15 protein-coding genes are annotated in these 14,895 nt (G+C 42.6%); 12 read left to right on the top strand and 3 right to left on the bottom strand.

Annotated features, from left to right (window positions below):
* Positions 1-255: 255 nt before the first annotated feature.
* Genes GXZ17_RS04860 through GXZ17_RS04850 form a run of 3 tightly spaced genes read left to right on the top strand, consistent with a single transcriptional unit; the run spans position 256 to position 3,257 of the window.
* Complete coding sequence (locus GXZ17_RS04860; protein ID WP_409376162.1) at positions 256-705, top strand: hypothetical protein; 450 nt, start codon at positions 256-258, stop codon at positions 703-705.
* A gap of 20 nt (positions 706-725) precedes the next feature.
* Positions 726-2,399 carry a secretin N-terminal domain-containing protein gene (locus GXZ17_RS04855; protein ID WP_409376161.1) on the top strand — a complete coding sequence of 558 codons (1,674 nt, stop codon included), beginning with the start codon at positions 726-728 and terminating at the stop codon, positions 2,397-2,399.
* 12 nt (positions 2,400-2,411) lie between these two features.
* Complete coding sequence (locus GXZ17_RS04850) at positions 2,412-3,257, top strand: hypothetical protein (RefSeq protein WP_409376160.1); 846 nt, start codon at positions 2,412-2,414, stop codon at positions 3,255-3,257.
* A 114-nt stretch (positions 3,258-3,371) separates the two neighbouring features.
* Here GXZ17_RS04850 and hepT read toward each other — a convergent pair whose 3' ends face one another.
* The 3 genes from hepT to GXZ17_RS04835 all read right to left on the bottom strand — a co-directional run bounded on the left by hepT (position 3,372) and on the right by GXZ17_RS04835 (position 4,737).
* Complete coding sequence (gene hepT, locus GXZ17_RS04845; RefSeq protein ID WP_409376159.1) at positions 3,372-3,794, bottom strand: type VII toxin-antitoxin system HepT family RNase toxin; 423 nt, start codon at positions 3,792-3,794, stop codon at positions 3,372-3,374.
* Position 3,795: 1 nt separating this feature from the next.
* A complete protein-coding gene (locus tag GXZ17_RS04840) occupies positions 3,796-4,224 on the bottom strand; it encodes a nucleotidyltransferase domain-containing protein (protein ID WP_409376158.1) in 429 nt (142 codons plus the stop codon).
* A gap of 348 nt (positions 4,225-4,572) precedes the next feature.
* Entirely contained in the window at positions 4,573-4,737 is a 165-nt protein-coding gene (locus GXZ17_RS04835; RefSeq protein ID WP_409376157.1) for a hypothetical protein, read from the bottom strand.
* A 232-nt stretch (positions 4,738-4,969) separates the two neighbouring features.
* Here GXZ17_RS04835 and GXZ17_RS04830 point away from each other — a divergent pair, with 232 nt between their 5' ends.
* From GXZ17_RS04830 to ligA, 9 genes are all read left to right on the top strand, one after another.
* A complete protein-coding gene (locus tag GXZ17_RS04830) occupies positions 4,970-5,131 on the top strand; it encodes a hypothetical protein (RefSeq protein WP_409376156.1) in 162 nt (53 codons plus the stop codon).
* A 437-nt stretch (positions 5,132-5,568) separates the two neighbouring features.
* Positions 5,569-5,766 carry a hypothetical protein gene (locus tag GXZ17_RS04825; RefSeq protein ID WP_409376155.1) on the top strand — a complete coding sequence of 66 codons (198 nt, stop codon included), beginning with the start codon at positions 5,569-5,571 and terminating at the stop codon, positions 5,764-5,766.
* Between the two features lie 5 nt (positions 5,767-5,771).
* Complete coding sequence (locus GXZ17_RS04820; RefSeq protein ID WP_409376154.1) at positions 5,772-6,116, top strand: nucleotidyltransferase domain-containing protein; 345 nt, start codon at positions 5,772-5,774, stop codon at positions 6,114-6,116.
* Entirely contained in the window at positions 6,100-6,483 is a 384-nt protein-coding gene (locus GXZ17_RS04815) for a HEPN domain-containing protein (RefSeq protein ID WP_409376153.1), read from the top strand. The genes GXZ17_RS04820 and GXZ17_RS04815 overlap by 17 nt, the downstream gene beginning before the upstream one ends.
* A 742-nt stretch (positions 6,484-7,225) precedes the next feature.
* On the top strand, positions 7,226-8,806 hold the full coding sequence (gene groL, locus GXZ17_RS04810) for a chaperonin GroEL (protein WP_409376152.1): 1,581 nt from the start codon (positions 7,226-7,228) through the stop codon (positions 8,804-8,806).
* 54 nt (positions 8,807-8,860) lie between these two features.
* A complete protein-coding gene (locus GXZ17_RS04805; protein ID WP_409376151.1) occupies positions 8,861-10,024 on the top strand; it encodes a GuaB3 family IMP dehydrogenase-related protein in 1,164 nt (387 codons plus the stop codon).
* Positions 10,025-10,027: 3 nt separating this feature from the next.
* Positions 10,028-11,563, top strand: a complete 1,536-nt coding sequence (gene guaA, locus GXZ17_RS04800; RefSeq protein WP_409376150.1) for a glutamine-hydrolyzing GMP synthase — start codon at positions 10,028-10,030, stop codon at positions 11,561-11,563.
* Positions 11,564-11,575: 12 nt separating this feature from the next.
* Entirely contained in the window at positions 11,576-12,868 is a 1,293-nt protein-coding gene (locus GXZ17_RS04795) for an adenylosuccinate synthase (RefSeq protein WP_409376149.1), read from the top strand.
* A gap of 10 nt (positions 12,869-12,878) precedes the next feature.
* Complete coding sequence (gene ligA, locus GXZ17_RS04790) at positions 12,879-14,885, top strand: NAD-dependent DNA ligase LigA (RefSeq protein WP_409376148.1); 2,007 nt, start codon at positions 12,879-12,881, stop codon at positions 14,883-14,885.
* The last annotated feature ends 10 nt before the right edge of the window (positions 14,886-14,895 follow it).

Below are 14,895 nucleotides of genomic sequence, written 5' to 3'. Positions count from 1 at the left end.
TTTTTCTCAATTATCTTCGCCAGTCTCCTCGCTTAATTCAGGTAAAGAATTTTAATCTGGAAGAAGACGAAAACGGCAACTTATTGATTGCTATGAAGCTTTCTACTTATGTATTTTCTCGGGTGGAAACAAATTAAGAAAAAACCGAGATTTTTATTGGGTGTTGGAGCTCTAACAGTGAGTCTCGGATTTCTTATTTTTTTAAACTTTCGCTTTTGGAAAATATTAAACTCTCAGCAAAGGAGCAGTCTACCGGTGCTATCTCCTGTTTCGTCTTCATTTGCCCTTTCTTCAAATCTAGAAGAAGCCAAGGAAGAAGAACTGTTTCTTACAACTTACTCTGAGGAAGAGTTAGTCGACTTCCGGGATTTATTTCGCTCGATGATCCCAATTGTTGAAGAAATAAAGGAAGAGGTAGTGGTAGTTTTACCTGAGGGATATGGGGAGGAAGCGGTTTATGCCCCTCCCCAAGAATTTGTTTCACCTCAAGAAGAAGTAAAAGATAAGTTTCTTCCACCCGTTCATTTGCAGGGAGTAGTGGTGTCTGATTCCCGGCAGGCAGTGATAGTGGAAGTAGGGGGTAAAATTCAGATTTTGACCAATGAAAAAACTTCATCATCGAATATAAAATTAATTAAAGTAGAGGATAGGGAAGTGGTATTAAACTATGAGGGGAGGGAAATCACATTAACCTTAGAAAAGTAGCCCGGACAGGGATTATAGTTTTGCTTTTTCTGGCTTTTTTCTCGGGGGGTGTCTTAGCTCAAGAACTCCGGGATTTATTCTGGAAGGTAGATGGAGAGATTATCAAGCTCACTTTTAAGTTTACCGAAGGCACGAGCTGGGTAGAATCTTCTCCTGACCCCTATCATATCGTGGTGGATATTGAAGGAGTGACAAACGGTCTCGGTTACAATCAAAGGCCTATGGAGATTGGACCTCTCCGAAATATTATGTTTATAGAAAAAGATGATGCTCTTCGTCTGTGGGTGGAGCTCCGGGAAAAAGTGGACTACGAGATATATGATGAAGTTGGTGGCTGTCTGGTGAGTATGATTTTTCACTTACCTCCTGGAAGAGGAGAGGAGAAGCTTTTTTCTTTTGATTTTCGAGATGCCGAAGTGAAAGATGCTCTTCTTGCTCTAGCGAAAGTGGCCGGAGTGAATATGGTAGTGGATGACTCAGTTACGGGGACAATAAGTGTTTCTTTTGAAAACCTCACTTTTGACCAGGCTCTGGGCTATATTATAACCATGAGAGGATTGGGCCAGATAAAGCTGGGTAATAACATTGTGGTAGCCAAGCGTAATATATTAGAGGAAAATTTTGGTCTTCTGGAAACTCGCCGCTTTGAGCTCAAGTATATCGATCTGGATAAAGCTAAAGAGACTCTGGGTTTGGTAGTACAGGGAGAGGGTCGGATAATAACGGATCAATCTTCCCGGGCGATTATAGTAAAAGGGAGGCAGGAAGAGCTAAATCAGGTGGAAGAAATGCTAAAGGAGATAGACTGTCCTCTGGAAGTCAAAACTTTTTATCTCTCTAATAATCTTTATCGGGAAGAGGAAGATCTGGAAAATATAAAAAATCTTCTTAAAATCGTTGTTCCTGAAGAAGAAAGGCTGGGTTTTGATGCGGGACAAAAAGCGATAGTGGTGAAGGGAACTCCGGAGGAGATAGAAGCTGCCTCACGGCTTCTTAATAATTTAGACCGTAAACGGCCTCAGATTATGGTAGATGTAAAGCTGGTGGAAATTGACCGGCAAAAAGTAAAGGACTTAGGGTTTACCTGGGAAGTGGGAGGAGTAACAGGTGCAATTGCCTTTGGAGAACTATCCTTAGGGGGAACTATGGAGCGGCAAGACTTGGTGGAAGTGACTCTGAACGCCCTGACCAGAGAGAATAAGGCGCATCTCGTGGGTAACCCTCGAATTTTGACTCTGAGCGGAGAGAAAGCTACTATCACTGTGGGTGACCGTGTTCCTTACCGCAATATCCAGGGTGTAGATGAAGCAGGACGTATAATTCCGGGAGGAGTGGAGTTTCTGGAGGTGGGAGTAAAGCTGGAAGTTACTCCGCTTTTAACTGAAGACCAGATGATATTAGTTGAGGTTAAACCGGAGGTGAGTTCCTCTTCTGAAAGAGAATATTACCTTGCCGGACAACGTTATACCGACCCTCAGGTCAAAACTCGCTTGGCAGAAACCACTGCTCGCTTGAAAAGCGGAGAAACCCTGGTAATTGGAGGATTGATAAGGAGTGAGGATATCGAAAATATTACTCGTATTCCCATCCTGGGGGAAATTCCTCTCATCGGGGAGTTATTTGTTTTGCACAATAAAACTCACGAGGAGACAGAGCTCATAATTTTTATCACTCCTCATATCATTGAATATTAAGGAGGGGATAACTTGAGAAAGAAAATACTCCTGGTGGAAGTCATTTTTATCCTTCTTCTGCTGACTGTTCTTTCAGGATGCCAGTGGTTTTCAGATAATCCTATGTTTCCCCGGGCGAAATTTATAGTTACCGGCGAGCCCACCCACTTGACTCCCAGCGAGGAAAAGAGAGTGGTTACCGTTAAGTTTCGACCTATCAACAAAGTAGGAGCGGTATTGTCGAAATGTACTATCGTTTACAAAAAACCTGATGGAACTGTTATTCCTTCTCTCACTCGCTCTGTGGCCTTAAACCTTACTATTTATGACCCTAACTGGACTGCTGTTGGTGCTTTGGTGGCAGATACCGAACCTGCTTCGGTAACGATAGAGGTGCTTGATATGAAAACGGAGGGCTATTTAAAGAGTAATAAAATTCCCCTGGTGATTGCGGAACTAACTTTCTCGGGAGAAGATTTAGCCGGGCATCCTTTAGAATTGTCTACCGAGGTTTTTGTCCAGTCCTTTGAGGGGCTTATAAAACAAGATGATATCACCATTTATGTTCATTGTTCATCTCCGGAAGGTGGAGATACTTGTGCTGCCTCCGGCGGAGAAGCTTATATGATAGTGGATATTAAAGAACCTCAACTGGTTAGTAGAGTAGAATACTTTATAAATGGAAAGCCAGCTGGGTCCAGCACCGCTCCTCCTTTCGTATCTCAGCAAGTTTCGGTAGCGAGCTGCGAGGGTATAGCTCAGGCGGTAGTTTATGACATTTTTGGTAACTACACGGTGGTTACCAAAGAATTTGAGGAAAAAGAAGAGGAAGAAGGAGGAAGAAAACACTCCACCAGCATAAGGGGAGTGTTTTTATAGCAGTTGTCTTTTCTTTTTATTTAAGTTTTTAGTTTTTGTCTTTTTGGGGGTTATAGGGAGGTTTCACCTCCTTTATGGTTAATTCACCCTCACCCTAATCCTCTTTCTCTTCCATCAGTTCGAGATATACTTCTTTATAGCTGATACAAAGTCTTCTATGTCTTTTAAATCAGAAGTAATTATATTGTATAATTCCTCATCACTTATCAAATTATAAAGGTGAACCAGTCGGTTTCTATATCCGGCCATCTGTGCCAGTTTTTTACTTAGCTCCTTATTTATAATGCCTATTTCTCCCAATCCTTTGGCTATCGACTTATATTCAGTAGATAAATCCATATATCCTGATTTTGCCAAGATGTGACGTCCTATATCAAAGATGGCTTCCAAAGTTCTTCTCAAGAAGCTTTCTGCTGCTGCTGCATTTCTTTTTTGAGATATAAAGGAATCTTTATCCAGTGAAGCCAGGTCGTGGAGCTCCTGCAAGAAGGAGTTTATAAGAAGTAACCTTTCTCTCACAAATTCTTTGTTTATCATGTTAATATTTCTCCAGAGCTTCTTCTATATATTTCTCCAGAACATATTTGAAGTCCGCCGCTCTTCTGAGTATCATCATTTCATAATTGTCTTTGAATTCTTCACTTACGCTATATATGCATATTCCCTTTAGTGCTTCAACCTGAAAGACAGAGTGGCTCTCCTGTAGAAATATTAAATCTAAGGGGTAAGGCTTAAACAGCTCTTCTAACTCATTATATATATCTCCGTAAAGCTTATACCTTTCTTTCACATTTTCTATGTCGTATGAGAAAACTATCCCTACATCTATATCGGCCAATGGGTCATTTATGGAGACATCTTTATCTTCTAAAATCCGTAATGCGTTTTCTTTTTGAGAACCAAATAAATATGCCAGGGCAATATTATATTTCTGACAAATTTTTTTGAGCCTTTCTAACTTGTTCATTTTCCCATTATATCAAATTAGAAGTTTTATTGATTGTCTTTTTTCATCTTTGTTTTTTGTGTCGCTTGTGTTGCGCAGAAACTGAGGAGGATTTCTCTCAGCGGTTTTTTTTAAGCTTTTGTGTCTTTTTTTTATCCTGTGTTGTCGAGCTATTTCGTGGCAAATTGCCACAAAGCGCTCTCGCTACTTGTGGAACTCTTTTCCCCTCTCCTGTAAGGAGAGACTTCCTTATTCCACCTCTTGTGGGAGTGTCCGGCTTCCCTGTCAAATCAAAATTTGGCAAGTGAGTGAAAGAGTGGATAAAGAAAGGGGTGATGGGGGATTCTTCTCCCTATAATCTACCGAAGGCTATAGCCACCGGACCTCTTTTTGCATAACTTGAGCGAAACGTCCTTCCAGTTTTTCAAATTCCTCCTCAGTGTAAACCAAAAAGTCAACGGGGACCGACAGGCTCATAGTATTAAAGTATCGTGACCGCTCCCAGAAGGGATAAGGAGATCTTCGTAAAACCATCACCACATCCAGGTCGCTCCCCACTCCCCATAAAGAGGCGTAGAGCTTTTACCGCTTTTTCTGCTGGCTTCAATCAGTCAAAAGCTCTCCCCACCATAGATGCCAATCCTCTTTTTAAATATTGTAATATAGCCACAATTTAATTCCCTTATGCTTTTCCCTCCCTGTAAGCCAAAAAAAGTAGCTCATTCCCCTTTCAGACTGGCGAAAAGCTAAAGTAGGTGATATCACAATGGGTATAGTAACTCAACCGAAAGGGGGTGCGAGAGTAAATAAGGTTAAAGACGTGAGTATAGATGAACTGGAATACTTGATAGAGCAAAAGGTTTTAAAAATACTTGGGGATTTTGATTCCAGGATAGATGCCCATGCTGCTCGCAGCACCACCATATGACCATGAAAATACGAACGTCTATCCTGTATCCTTTTGTTCTTTAATCTTACGCCGTAGGCTGTTATCCTGGTGTATTTCCAGGATAGAATTAACAGATGAGTTCAAGAAGAAATTAGCGAAATGTCTGAAGAAGCCATCCGGGAGAATTTCCCATAAAGAGGTATTAGAGGAATTTGGCCAGGATTGAATGGACGGAAGAAGCGGTAAAGGATCTCAAGATAATCGAAAAGCGAGTAGGGCGAAGAGTTACTAAGAAACTCATCTGGCTTTCCGAAAATTTTGAAACAATTATTTCTGAACTAACCTCAACACCTTGGAAGAGTTGGATTGACTGTGGTCTGCAATTCTTCGATATTGATTGTTTTGAGTGCAATTAGTCGGCTGGATCTGTTGAGAAAACGGTGTAAGGGTGCGAAACCAGTAATCCCCATCGTAGTATGGAAAGAAGTAGTATAGATTATGGAGAGGCTGAAATCCTGGTCCTGGTACTGGAGAAAAAGACGGGCTTGGTTCTGCTTAACGAGAAAGAGGTAAGAGAAGTTGCCGAAAGGTTGGGTTTCCGGGTTTTGGGAACGGTGGGTTTACTCATAGGGGGCAAAACAAGAGGAATTATATTATTTAAAATGGTATACTAATTACTATGAAACTTGATGAAAACCTAAAAAATCAATTGATAGAGAGGCTGAAACCTCTAAATCCTGAAAAGGTGATCCTTTTTGGTAGTTACGCCTATGGAGAGCCATCAAAAGATAGTGATATTGATTTGATTGTGGTAACCGATGATGATATTATGCCAAGTAATTTCGATGAAAAAATGCAGTTTTACTTGAAAGTCTCTAATGTTCTTACAGATATACAAAGAGAGATCCCTATTGACCTTATCGTACACACAAAACCGATGCATAAAAGATTTATAGAGCTTAATAGTATGTTTTACCGCGAAATAGCTGAGAAAGGAATCGTAATATATGAAAGAAATAACTGAGGAATGGCTCGAAAGGGCATATGATGATATTGAGACTATGGGTGAGATCATAGATAATCCTCGCCTGACAAATATTGTGGCTCTTCACTCTCAGCAAGCTATAGAGAAATCTCTGAAGGCAGTTATAGAGGAGCTCGAAATAGGAGCTATTAAAACTCATAATTTGGAAAAATTGTTTGCTACCGTAGATGATTTTATACAATTTGAAGTTGATTGGGATTTAGTTAAGAAACTTGATGCGCTATATATCGATGCTCGCTATCCGTCAGAATGGGGAATATTGTCATATGGAAAACCGACCTGGAAGATGCAAGAAAATTTTATGAATTGGCAATGGAAATATACGATATGGTCAAGAATTTTTTGAGGTCATATCCAGAATGAGAAATAACCTGCAAAACGGCATTTACTAATGCTTGATTTCTTTCGCTGGAGTGTTTTTCTCCAGCGTAATTAGTTTTCTTCACCTATTTTGCTTTCGTCTTTAGCGCCGCAGACACGCTGGGTGCTTTTCTCCAGCGTTGTTTTTCCAGATTCACCGGTGGAGCTTTTCCCACCAGTAGTATTTGCTTTTTATCTTTTGTCTTTTACGCTTTTTTGTTTTTCAGCTTTCTCTTTATTTTTTGGGGATTATACAGGGGCAAACCCCCTCATAGTGCTTTTCTGTCATTTCCGAAATCCTTTATCGGTAATCCAAGTTTTTGTTTCTTCTTTTTATCGGGAATCATAGGAGCGTCTCCTCCCATTGTTTAGATTCCTGATAAATACATTCAGGAATGACACATAAAAGACGCATTCCCTTTTCCCGTCATTCCAAAATTTAGCGGGGAATCCACTGAGGGAGGTTTTTCCTTCCTCAGTAATCTTTTAATATTACGCCGTAGGCTGTCTGTTTTTTCTCCCTCAGTTGTCTTTTCTTTTTATTTAAGTTTTTAGTTTTTGTCTTTTTGGGGGTTATAAAGGGGTGTCACCTCCTTATGGTTGATAGAGCCATTCAGGAGTGACAGAAAAAAAGTTATGAGGGGAGGATAAATCCCCCTTATTGTCTGTTATAATCCTTTATGCGAATGACTTATATATCCATATATTACGCGAGGAAGGTGAAGTAAGTGGCCAAAGAAATAATAAAAGATATAAAGGCAAGAGAAGCTCTGGGTAAAGGAGTGGATATTTTAGCGAATGCTGTTAGAGTTACCCTGGGTCCCAAAGGTCGTAATGTTCTTCTGGAGAAGAAATACGGTTTACCCGTTGTTACAAACGATGGAGTGACCATTGCTCAGGAAATAGAGGTGGAAGAATCAGAGAAAAACGTAGGGGTACAGGTAGCTAAAGAAATAGCCACTAAAACCAACGATCTCGTGGGAGATGGAACTACTACTGCTTTAGTTTTAGCGCAGAAAATGCTCCGGGAAGGGTTGAGGAGCATAGCTTTTGGCCACAATCCAGTCCTTTTCCGTCGGGGAATGGAAGAAGCACTAAACAGAGCCATAGAAAAAATTAAAAGTTATAGCTTAGTGGTGGAAGATAGAAAATCTATTTCTCAGGTAGCCTCTATCTCGTCTAATGACCCGGTAGTGGGAGAAATAGTGGCTCAGGCTCTGGAGAAAGTAGGGAAGGACGGGGTGGTCACCGTGGAAGAATCTAAATCGGCTGAGACTACCATCGAGATAACGGAAGGTATGCAGTTTGACCAGGGTTATCTTTCTTCTTATTTTGTTACCGATACTGAGCGGATGGAAGTGGTTTTAGAAGAACCTCTTCTGCTCATCTGTGATTTCAAAATAGCTAACATTATTTCTCTTCTTCCTCTTTTGCAGCAAGTGCTCAGGATGGATAAGCCCCTTCTTATAATTGCCGAGGATATAGAACAGGAAGTATTAGCTACTTTAGTAGTGAATAAATTGCAGGGAGTGCTAAAGGTGGCAGCAGTTAAAGCTCCCGCTTTTGGGGATAGAAGAAAGGAGATTTTGGGAGATATAGCCGTTTTAACTGGAGGGCAGGTAATTTCTCAAGATATGGGCATGAGGTTAGAAAAGGTAACCGTAGATCTATTAGGGAAAGTGGATAAGGTACGGATAACTAAAGATAACACCACCTTAATCGGGGGGAGGGGAAATAAAAAAGACATCGAAGCCCGAGAAAGGCAAATTAGAGCCCAGATAGAGAAAACTACTTCTACTTATGATCGGGAAAAGCTGCAAGAGAGGCTGGCAAGGCTCCAAGGAGGAGTGGCTATTATCTGGGTGGGTGCCTCGAGCGAAGTAGAGCTAAAGGAGAAAAAATATCGGGTGGAAGATGCCATAAACGCTGCAAAAGCAGCGATAGAGGAAGGTATAGTTCCGGGAGGAGGAGCGCTTTTTGTGCACATAGCGCAGGAATTAGACTTTAGTGATTTACCAGAAGAAGAAAGGCAAGGCGCAGAAGCCTTAAGAAAAGCTCTGGAGGCGCCAGCCTACTGGATTGCTGAAAATGCAGGATATGACGGCTCTCTGGTGGTAGAAGAAATAAGGAAGGGCGACTGGAGAGTGGGTTTTGAAGCTCAAAAGGGAGAGTTTGTTGACCTCATAACAGAAGGAATAATAGACCCGGCCAAAGTTCTGCGAGTGGCATTGTCCAATGCTCAAAGTATTGTTTCTTTGATTTTAATTTCTGAAGCTCTGATATTTGAAGCGCCAGAAGAGAAAATTTGAGATTAAGCAAGGGTAATAGTATAATTTGGGGAAAACGGGAGAAAGGTGGGTAGAATGGAAAATTGGTTTCGAAGCGATAAAGGTCTTTTACGTACTACCTACGGATTTGACGATGTTTCTTTGGTTCCGGGAGAAATTACCATAGACCCGCAGGAAGTGGATATAACTACTACTATTGGTGGTGAAAAATTGGATATCCCCATTTTAGGTGCAGCTATGGATGGAGTGATAGACCCTCGAATGGCAGTGGAGATGGGGCGCCTGGGAGGATGGGGAGTTCTAAACTTAGAGGGGCTATTCACCCGTTACGACGATCCTTATTCCATTATCGAGGAGATGGTAAATCAGCCCCGGGAAAAGATTACCGATTTCATTCAAGAAGTTTATCGAGTTCCCATAAAGGAACATTTAGTGGGAGAGAGAATCCAGGAGATAAAAAGAGAAGGAGTAAAAGCAGTAGCCTCTCTTACCCCTTCTAAAGCAGAAACTTTAAGTAAAGTAGCACAGGAGGCCGGTTTAGATATTTTAGTAATCCAGTCTACCGTAACCACTCTCCGTTATCACTCCTCTACCTCCCGAATTTTAGATCTGGAAAAATTTTGTCGAGAAACTCCCATTCCTGTTATCCTGGGGAACTGTGCCACTTATAAAGTGGCTTTAGATTTAATGAAAGCAGGAGCAGCAGGAATATTGGTGGGCATAGGTCCCGGTGCGGCTTGTACTACCCGGGCAGTTTTAGGTATAGGCGTGCCGCAAGTTACCGCTACCTGGGATGCTGCTCGAGCGCGGGATACCTATTTAAAAGCCACGGGCAAATATGTAGCAGTGATTACCGATGGAGGGATGAGAGTGGGAGGAGATATAGCTAAAGCTATCGCCAGTGGCGCAGACGCTGTGATGCTGGGGTCTCCTCTGGCTTCTGCTCAAGAGGCGCCAGGAAAAGGACATCACTGGGGGATGGCTACTCCTGACCCTAACCTTCCTCGAGGAACTCTGGTCAAAGTGGGGATAAGGGGGACTTTGAAAGAAATTCTCCTCGGTCCCAGTCACCTTACCGATGGTACTATGAATTTAGTGGGAGCTTTACGGTCTTCAATGGGTTCTTTAGGAGCAAAAACTATCCGGGAGATGCAGGAAGTGGAAATTGTTGTTGCTCCCAGCATCTGGACGGAAGGAAAATTTTTGCAGAGAACTCAGGGAGTGGGAATGGGAAAGTAGATAATGGATAAAATAGTTATTCTGGATTTTGGCTCTCAATATACTCAACTAATCGCCCGAAGGGTCAGAGAATGTCAGGTTTATTGTGAGATATGGCCTTATCATCTTAAAGGATATGATTTAAACAGTCCGGAGATTAAAGGGATTATCCTCTCGGGCAGTCGCTATAGCATAGGTGATGCCAATGCTCCATCGCTCCCGCCCCAGGTGTTAGAAAGTGGCAAACCTGTTTTAGGTATTTGTTACGGGATGCAACTTTTAGTTAGTACCCAGGGAGGAAAAGTGGTGCATGCTCAAAGTCAAGAACATGGTAAAGCCCTGCTACAGGTGATAGAAAACCGGGGGATTTTCGAAAATCTGGCTGGAGATATAGTTTGCTGGATGAGCCAGGGAGGTAGCGTTAAAGAGCTTCCCCCCGGATTTCGGAGCATAGCTCGAACTGAAAATTATGAATACGCCGCGATAAGAGATGAAACAGGGAAGATATGGGGTGTTCAATTTCATCCCGAAGTTTCTCATACTCCTTTAGGTCGGGAGATACTATCTAATTTTTTATTTCGAATCTGTGCCTGCCGGCCAGAGTGGACTCCTGAATCAATCATCAAGGAGCAAATTCAGTGGATACGCAACGAAGTAAAAGAGGAAAAAGTAGTGTGTGCTTTGAGTGGAGGAGTAGATTCAGTTACTGCCGCGGTTTTGACCTATCGAGCCATTGGAGAGCAACTGACCTGTATTTTCGTAGATAACGGGCTTCTTCGCAAAGGTGAAGCGGAACAGGTTTTTTCCAAGATGAAAGAAATTCTGGGAAAAGAACGAGTAATTTATAAGGATGCTGCAGAACAGTTCCTCTCTGCTCTCCAGGGTGTTGTAGACCCGGAAGAAAAAAGGAAAATAATTGGTAGAACTTTTGTGGAAGTATTCGAAGAAGAAGCGAAAAAATTAGGAGATGTGTCTTATCTTTTACAGGGAACTACCTACCCTGATGTCATAGAAAGCATATCCATTTATGGTCCATCGGTCAGGATAAAAACCCATCATAATGTGGGAGGGTTACCTGAGCATATGCAACTCAAGGTGATAGAGCCTCTTCGTTTTCTTTTTAAAGATGAAGTTAGAAAATTGGCTGTGGAGCTGGGTATTCCTGAGGAAATAGTCTGGAGACAGCCTTTTCCTGGCCCGGGACTGGCGGTGAGAATAATTGGCGAGGTTACCGAAGACCGTCTGCAGATTTTGCGGGATATGGATTTTATAATTGACCAGGAACTCCGAAAATCTCCTATTTATAAAAAGCTGTGGCAGTCTTTTGGGGTACTGGTGCCGGTGAGAAGTGTTGGAGTAGTAGGAGATGAAAGAACTTATAAATATGTGGGAGTGTTACGGGCGGTGATGAGCGAAGATGGAATGACTGCTGATTGGGCAAGAATTTCCTATGACACCATGGATGCCATCGCGAGGCGAGTAGTGAATGAAGTAGCAGGGATTGGAAGAATGGTATACGATATTACTTCCAAGCCTCCGGCTACCATCGAATGGGAATAAGAGGAGAAAAAAATGGCAGTTAGTATAGTTGTGGGAACTCACTGGGGTGACGAAGGGAAAGGTAAAATAGTTGATTATCTGGGAGAAAATGCCCAGGTAGTGGCCAGGGCTCAAGGTGGTAACAATGCCGGTCACACGGTAATAGTGGAAGGAGAAAAATATGTTTTCCATCTTCTCCCTTCCGGTGTTCTTCATCCTGGTAAAGTGGGAATACTGGGAGATGGGATGGTTGTTGACCCCTCCTCTCTTTTAGGAGAAATTGACTTTTTGCGCCAGAAAGGGAAAGATGTTTCGGAGAGGTTGTTTTTGAGCTCTAAAGCTCATCTGGTTTTACCCTATCATCGGATTTTAGATGGAATTTACGAAAATATTCGGGGTGGGAGAAAGCTGGGAACTACAGGAAAAGGCATCGGTCCTGCTTATGAAGACAAAGTATCCCGGTGGGGAATACGAGTGGGGGACTTAGAGGATGAAAAGCTTTTTGCTCAAAAGCTAAGGGTAACTCTGGACTATAAAAATCTTTTATTAGAAAGAGCTTTTAATCAGCCGCCTCTTCCTTATGATAAAATTTTAGAGGATTATTTAGGTTATGCGTCTCTTTTAAGACCTTACATTGCCGATACTTCCAAGATGATCTACCAGTTTTACCGGGAAGGTAAAAATATCCTCATTGAGGGAGCGCAGGGCACTATGTTAGATTTAGACCACGGGACTTATCCCTTTGTTACCTCTTCCTACCCTGTGGTAGCAGGATCATTACTGGGAGTAGGACTGGGGTTGGGGTCGATTTCCAATCTGGAAGTGTTAGGGGTGTGCAAAGCTTATACTACTCGAGTGGGAGAAGGACCATTTCCTACGGAGCTCCAGGAAGAGATGGGAGATTATCTGCGAGACAAAGGGGGAGAATACGGGGCTACCACCGGTCGTCCTCGCCGTTGTGGGTGGCTGGATGGAGTGATTTTGCGTTATGCCGCGAGGATAAATGGTATAACTTCTTTAGCTTTAACCAAACTGGATGTTTTAGGGGGGATAGACTCCCTCAAAGTATGCAGAGCTTATTTAGTAGAAGGAGAAGAAGTGGATGATTTTCCGGTAAGTTCTCACTTGTGGGATAAGTGTGAGCCAGTTTATGAAGAGATGGAAGGATGGGAAGAAGATATTTCTTCGGTTTCTTCTTATTACGATTTACCTTCTTCGGCTCAGCGATTTGTGGAATTCATTGAAGATTTTATGCAGATTCCCATCGCTATAGTTTCAGTAGGGAAGGAGCGGCGGAACACTCTGGTGAGAAAGGAGATTTTTTAAAAAGTCCTTTATGGAAGATATAGAAAAAATAAGAAGTGAGATAGAAAAACTTCGCGAAATCATTCGTCATCATGATTATTGTTACTATGTTTTAAATAGCCCGGAAATAAGTGATGAAGAATACGATGCTCTCTTTAGAAAACTGCAGGAGCTCGAGGCAAAGTATCCGGAACTCGTTACTCCTGATTCTCCGACTCAGAGAGTAGCTGGCCAGCCGCAGGAAGCCTTTGCTCCTTTTTTCCACTCTCGGCCCCTTCTCAGTTTGAATAACGCTTTCACTCCCGAGGAGGTGCGGGATTTCGACAGACGAGTGAAGAGGATGCTTAAGATAGAGAGTCTGGATTATGTGGTAGAGCTTAAAATTGATGGTTTAGCAGTCAATTTGCGCTATGAAAATGGGATATTCAACCGGGGGGCTACCCGGGGAGATGGAACAGTAGGAGAAGATGTTACTCTCAACCTTAAAACTATTCATAGTATTCCTCTTCGCTTGCGAGGGGATAGAATACCCCGGGTAATAGAGGTGCAGGGGGAGGTATTCATGAGAAAAAAGGACCTGGAGAAATTGAACGAGGAAAGAAAGCAGAAAGGAGAGCCTCTTTTTGCCAACGCTCGTAATGCAGCAGCCGGGTCTTTACGGCAATTAGACCCCCGGATAACAGCAGAAAGAAAACTGGATATTTTCAATTACGGTGCTTTCTTGATTGATAGCGACTACTACCCCTCCACTCACTGGGAACTATTGAACTATCTTAAGGAACTGGGATTTAAAATCAATCCCCATGTTCAGCTGATTTCTGATATCGAGGAAGCCATCCGCATTCATGAAAAATGGGAAAAAGAAAGAAAAAATTTAGACTACGATATCGATGGCCTGGTCATAAAAGTAAACCCTCTATCCTATCACGAGATTTTAGGGGCGACCAGCCGAAGCCCTCGGTGGGCTATAGCTTATAAATTTGAGTCCACTTACGCCGTAACTCAGGTTCTGGATATTGAAGTAAACGTAGGTCGGACGGGGATTCTTACTCCGGTGGCGATACTGGAGCCGGTAAATGTAGGGGGAGCGATAGTAAAGAGAGCTACTTTACACAATGAAGATGAAATCAAAAGGAAAGATGTTAGAATTGGTGACTGGGTGATGGTGACCCGAGCTGGAGAGGTGATTCCCGAAATTACTGAAGTTTTGAAAGAAAGAAGGACGGGAGAAGAGCGGGTTTTTGCCATGCCTGAGGAATGTCCGGTCTGTCATTCCCGGGTGGTGAGAGAGGAAGGGGAAGTGGCCTGGCGATGTATCAATGCTAGTTGTCCCGCTCAGATCAAGGAGAGAATTCGTCACTGGGCTTCCCGGGATGCCATGGATATTGAAGGATTGGGAGAGAAATTGATTGACCGGTTAGTAGAAGGAGGATGGGTTAAAACCATACCCGACCTTTACCGTTTGAATAAAGAAACTCTTTTACAGCTGGAGAGAATGGGAAACAAATCAGCCGATAACTTGCTGCGGGCCATAGAGAAGTCTAAAAAAAGAGAATTACCTCGTTTCATCTATGCTCTGGGAATTCCCCATGTGGGGCAATTCATTGCCCGACTTTTAGCCGAGCATTTTGGCTCTTTAGATAGACTCAAAGAGGCAAAGGAAGAGGAACTTTTAACTATAGAAGGTATTGGTCCTACGGTTGCAGATTCAGTGAGACAATTTTTTTCTAACCCTCAAAACCGCCAGATGTTAGAAGAGCTAAAGAGCTTAGGGGTAGAGCCGGAAGAATTAAAAAGAAGAGAAGAAGGGACTCTGGCAGGAAAAACTTTTGTTTTCACCGGTGCTCTATCTAAGCTTTCCCGAGATAAAGCCCGGGCTCTCGTGGAGGAGAGGGGAGGAAAAGTTGCTGATACGGTTTCTCATCGAGTGGATTATGTGGTGGTGGGAGAAAACCCGGGGAGCAAGTTAGCTATGGCTCGAGAAAGAGGGATAAAAATTCTTACCGAGGAAGAGTTTTATCAACTACTGGGAATTTGAAGAGGGAGGT

This window comes from Candidatus Sordicultor fermentans (assembly GCF_012728195.1).
GTDB lineage: Bacteria > Atribacterota > Atribacteria > Atribacterales > Caldatribacteriaceae > Sordicultor > Sordicultor fermentans.
Note: the sequence above shows the minus strand (reverse complement) of the source record. Positions and strands in the feature narration are given on the sequence as shown.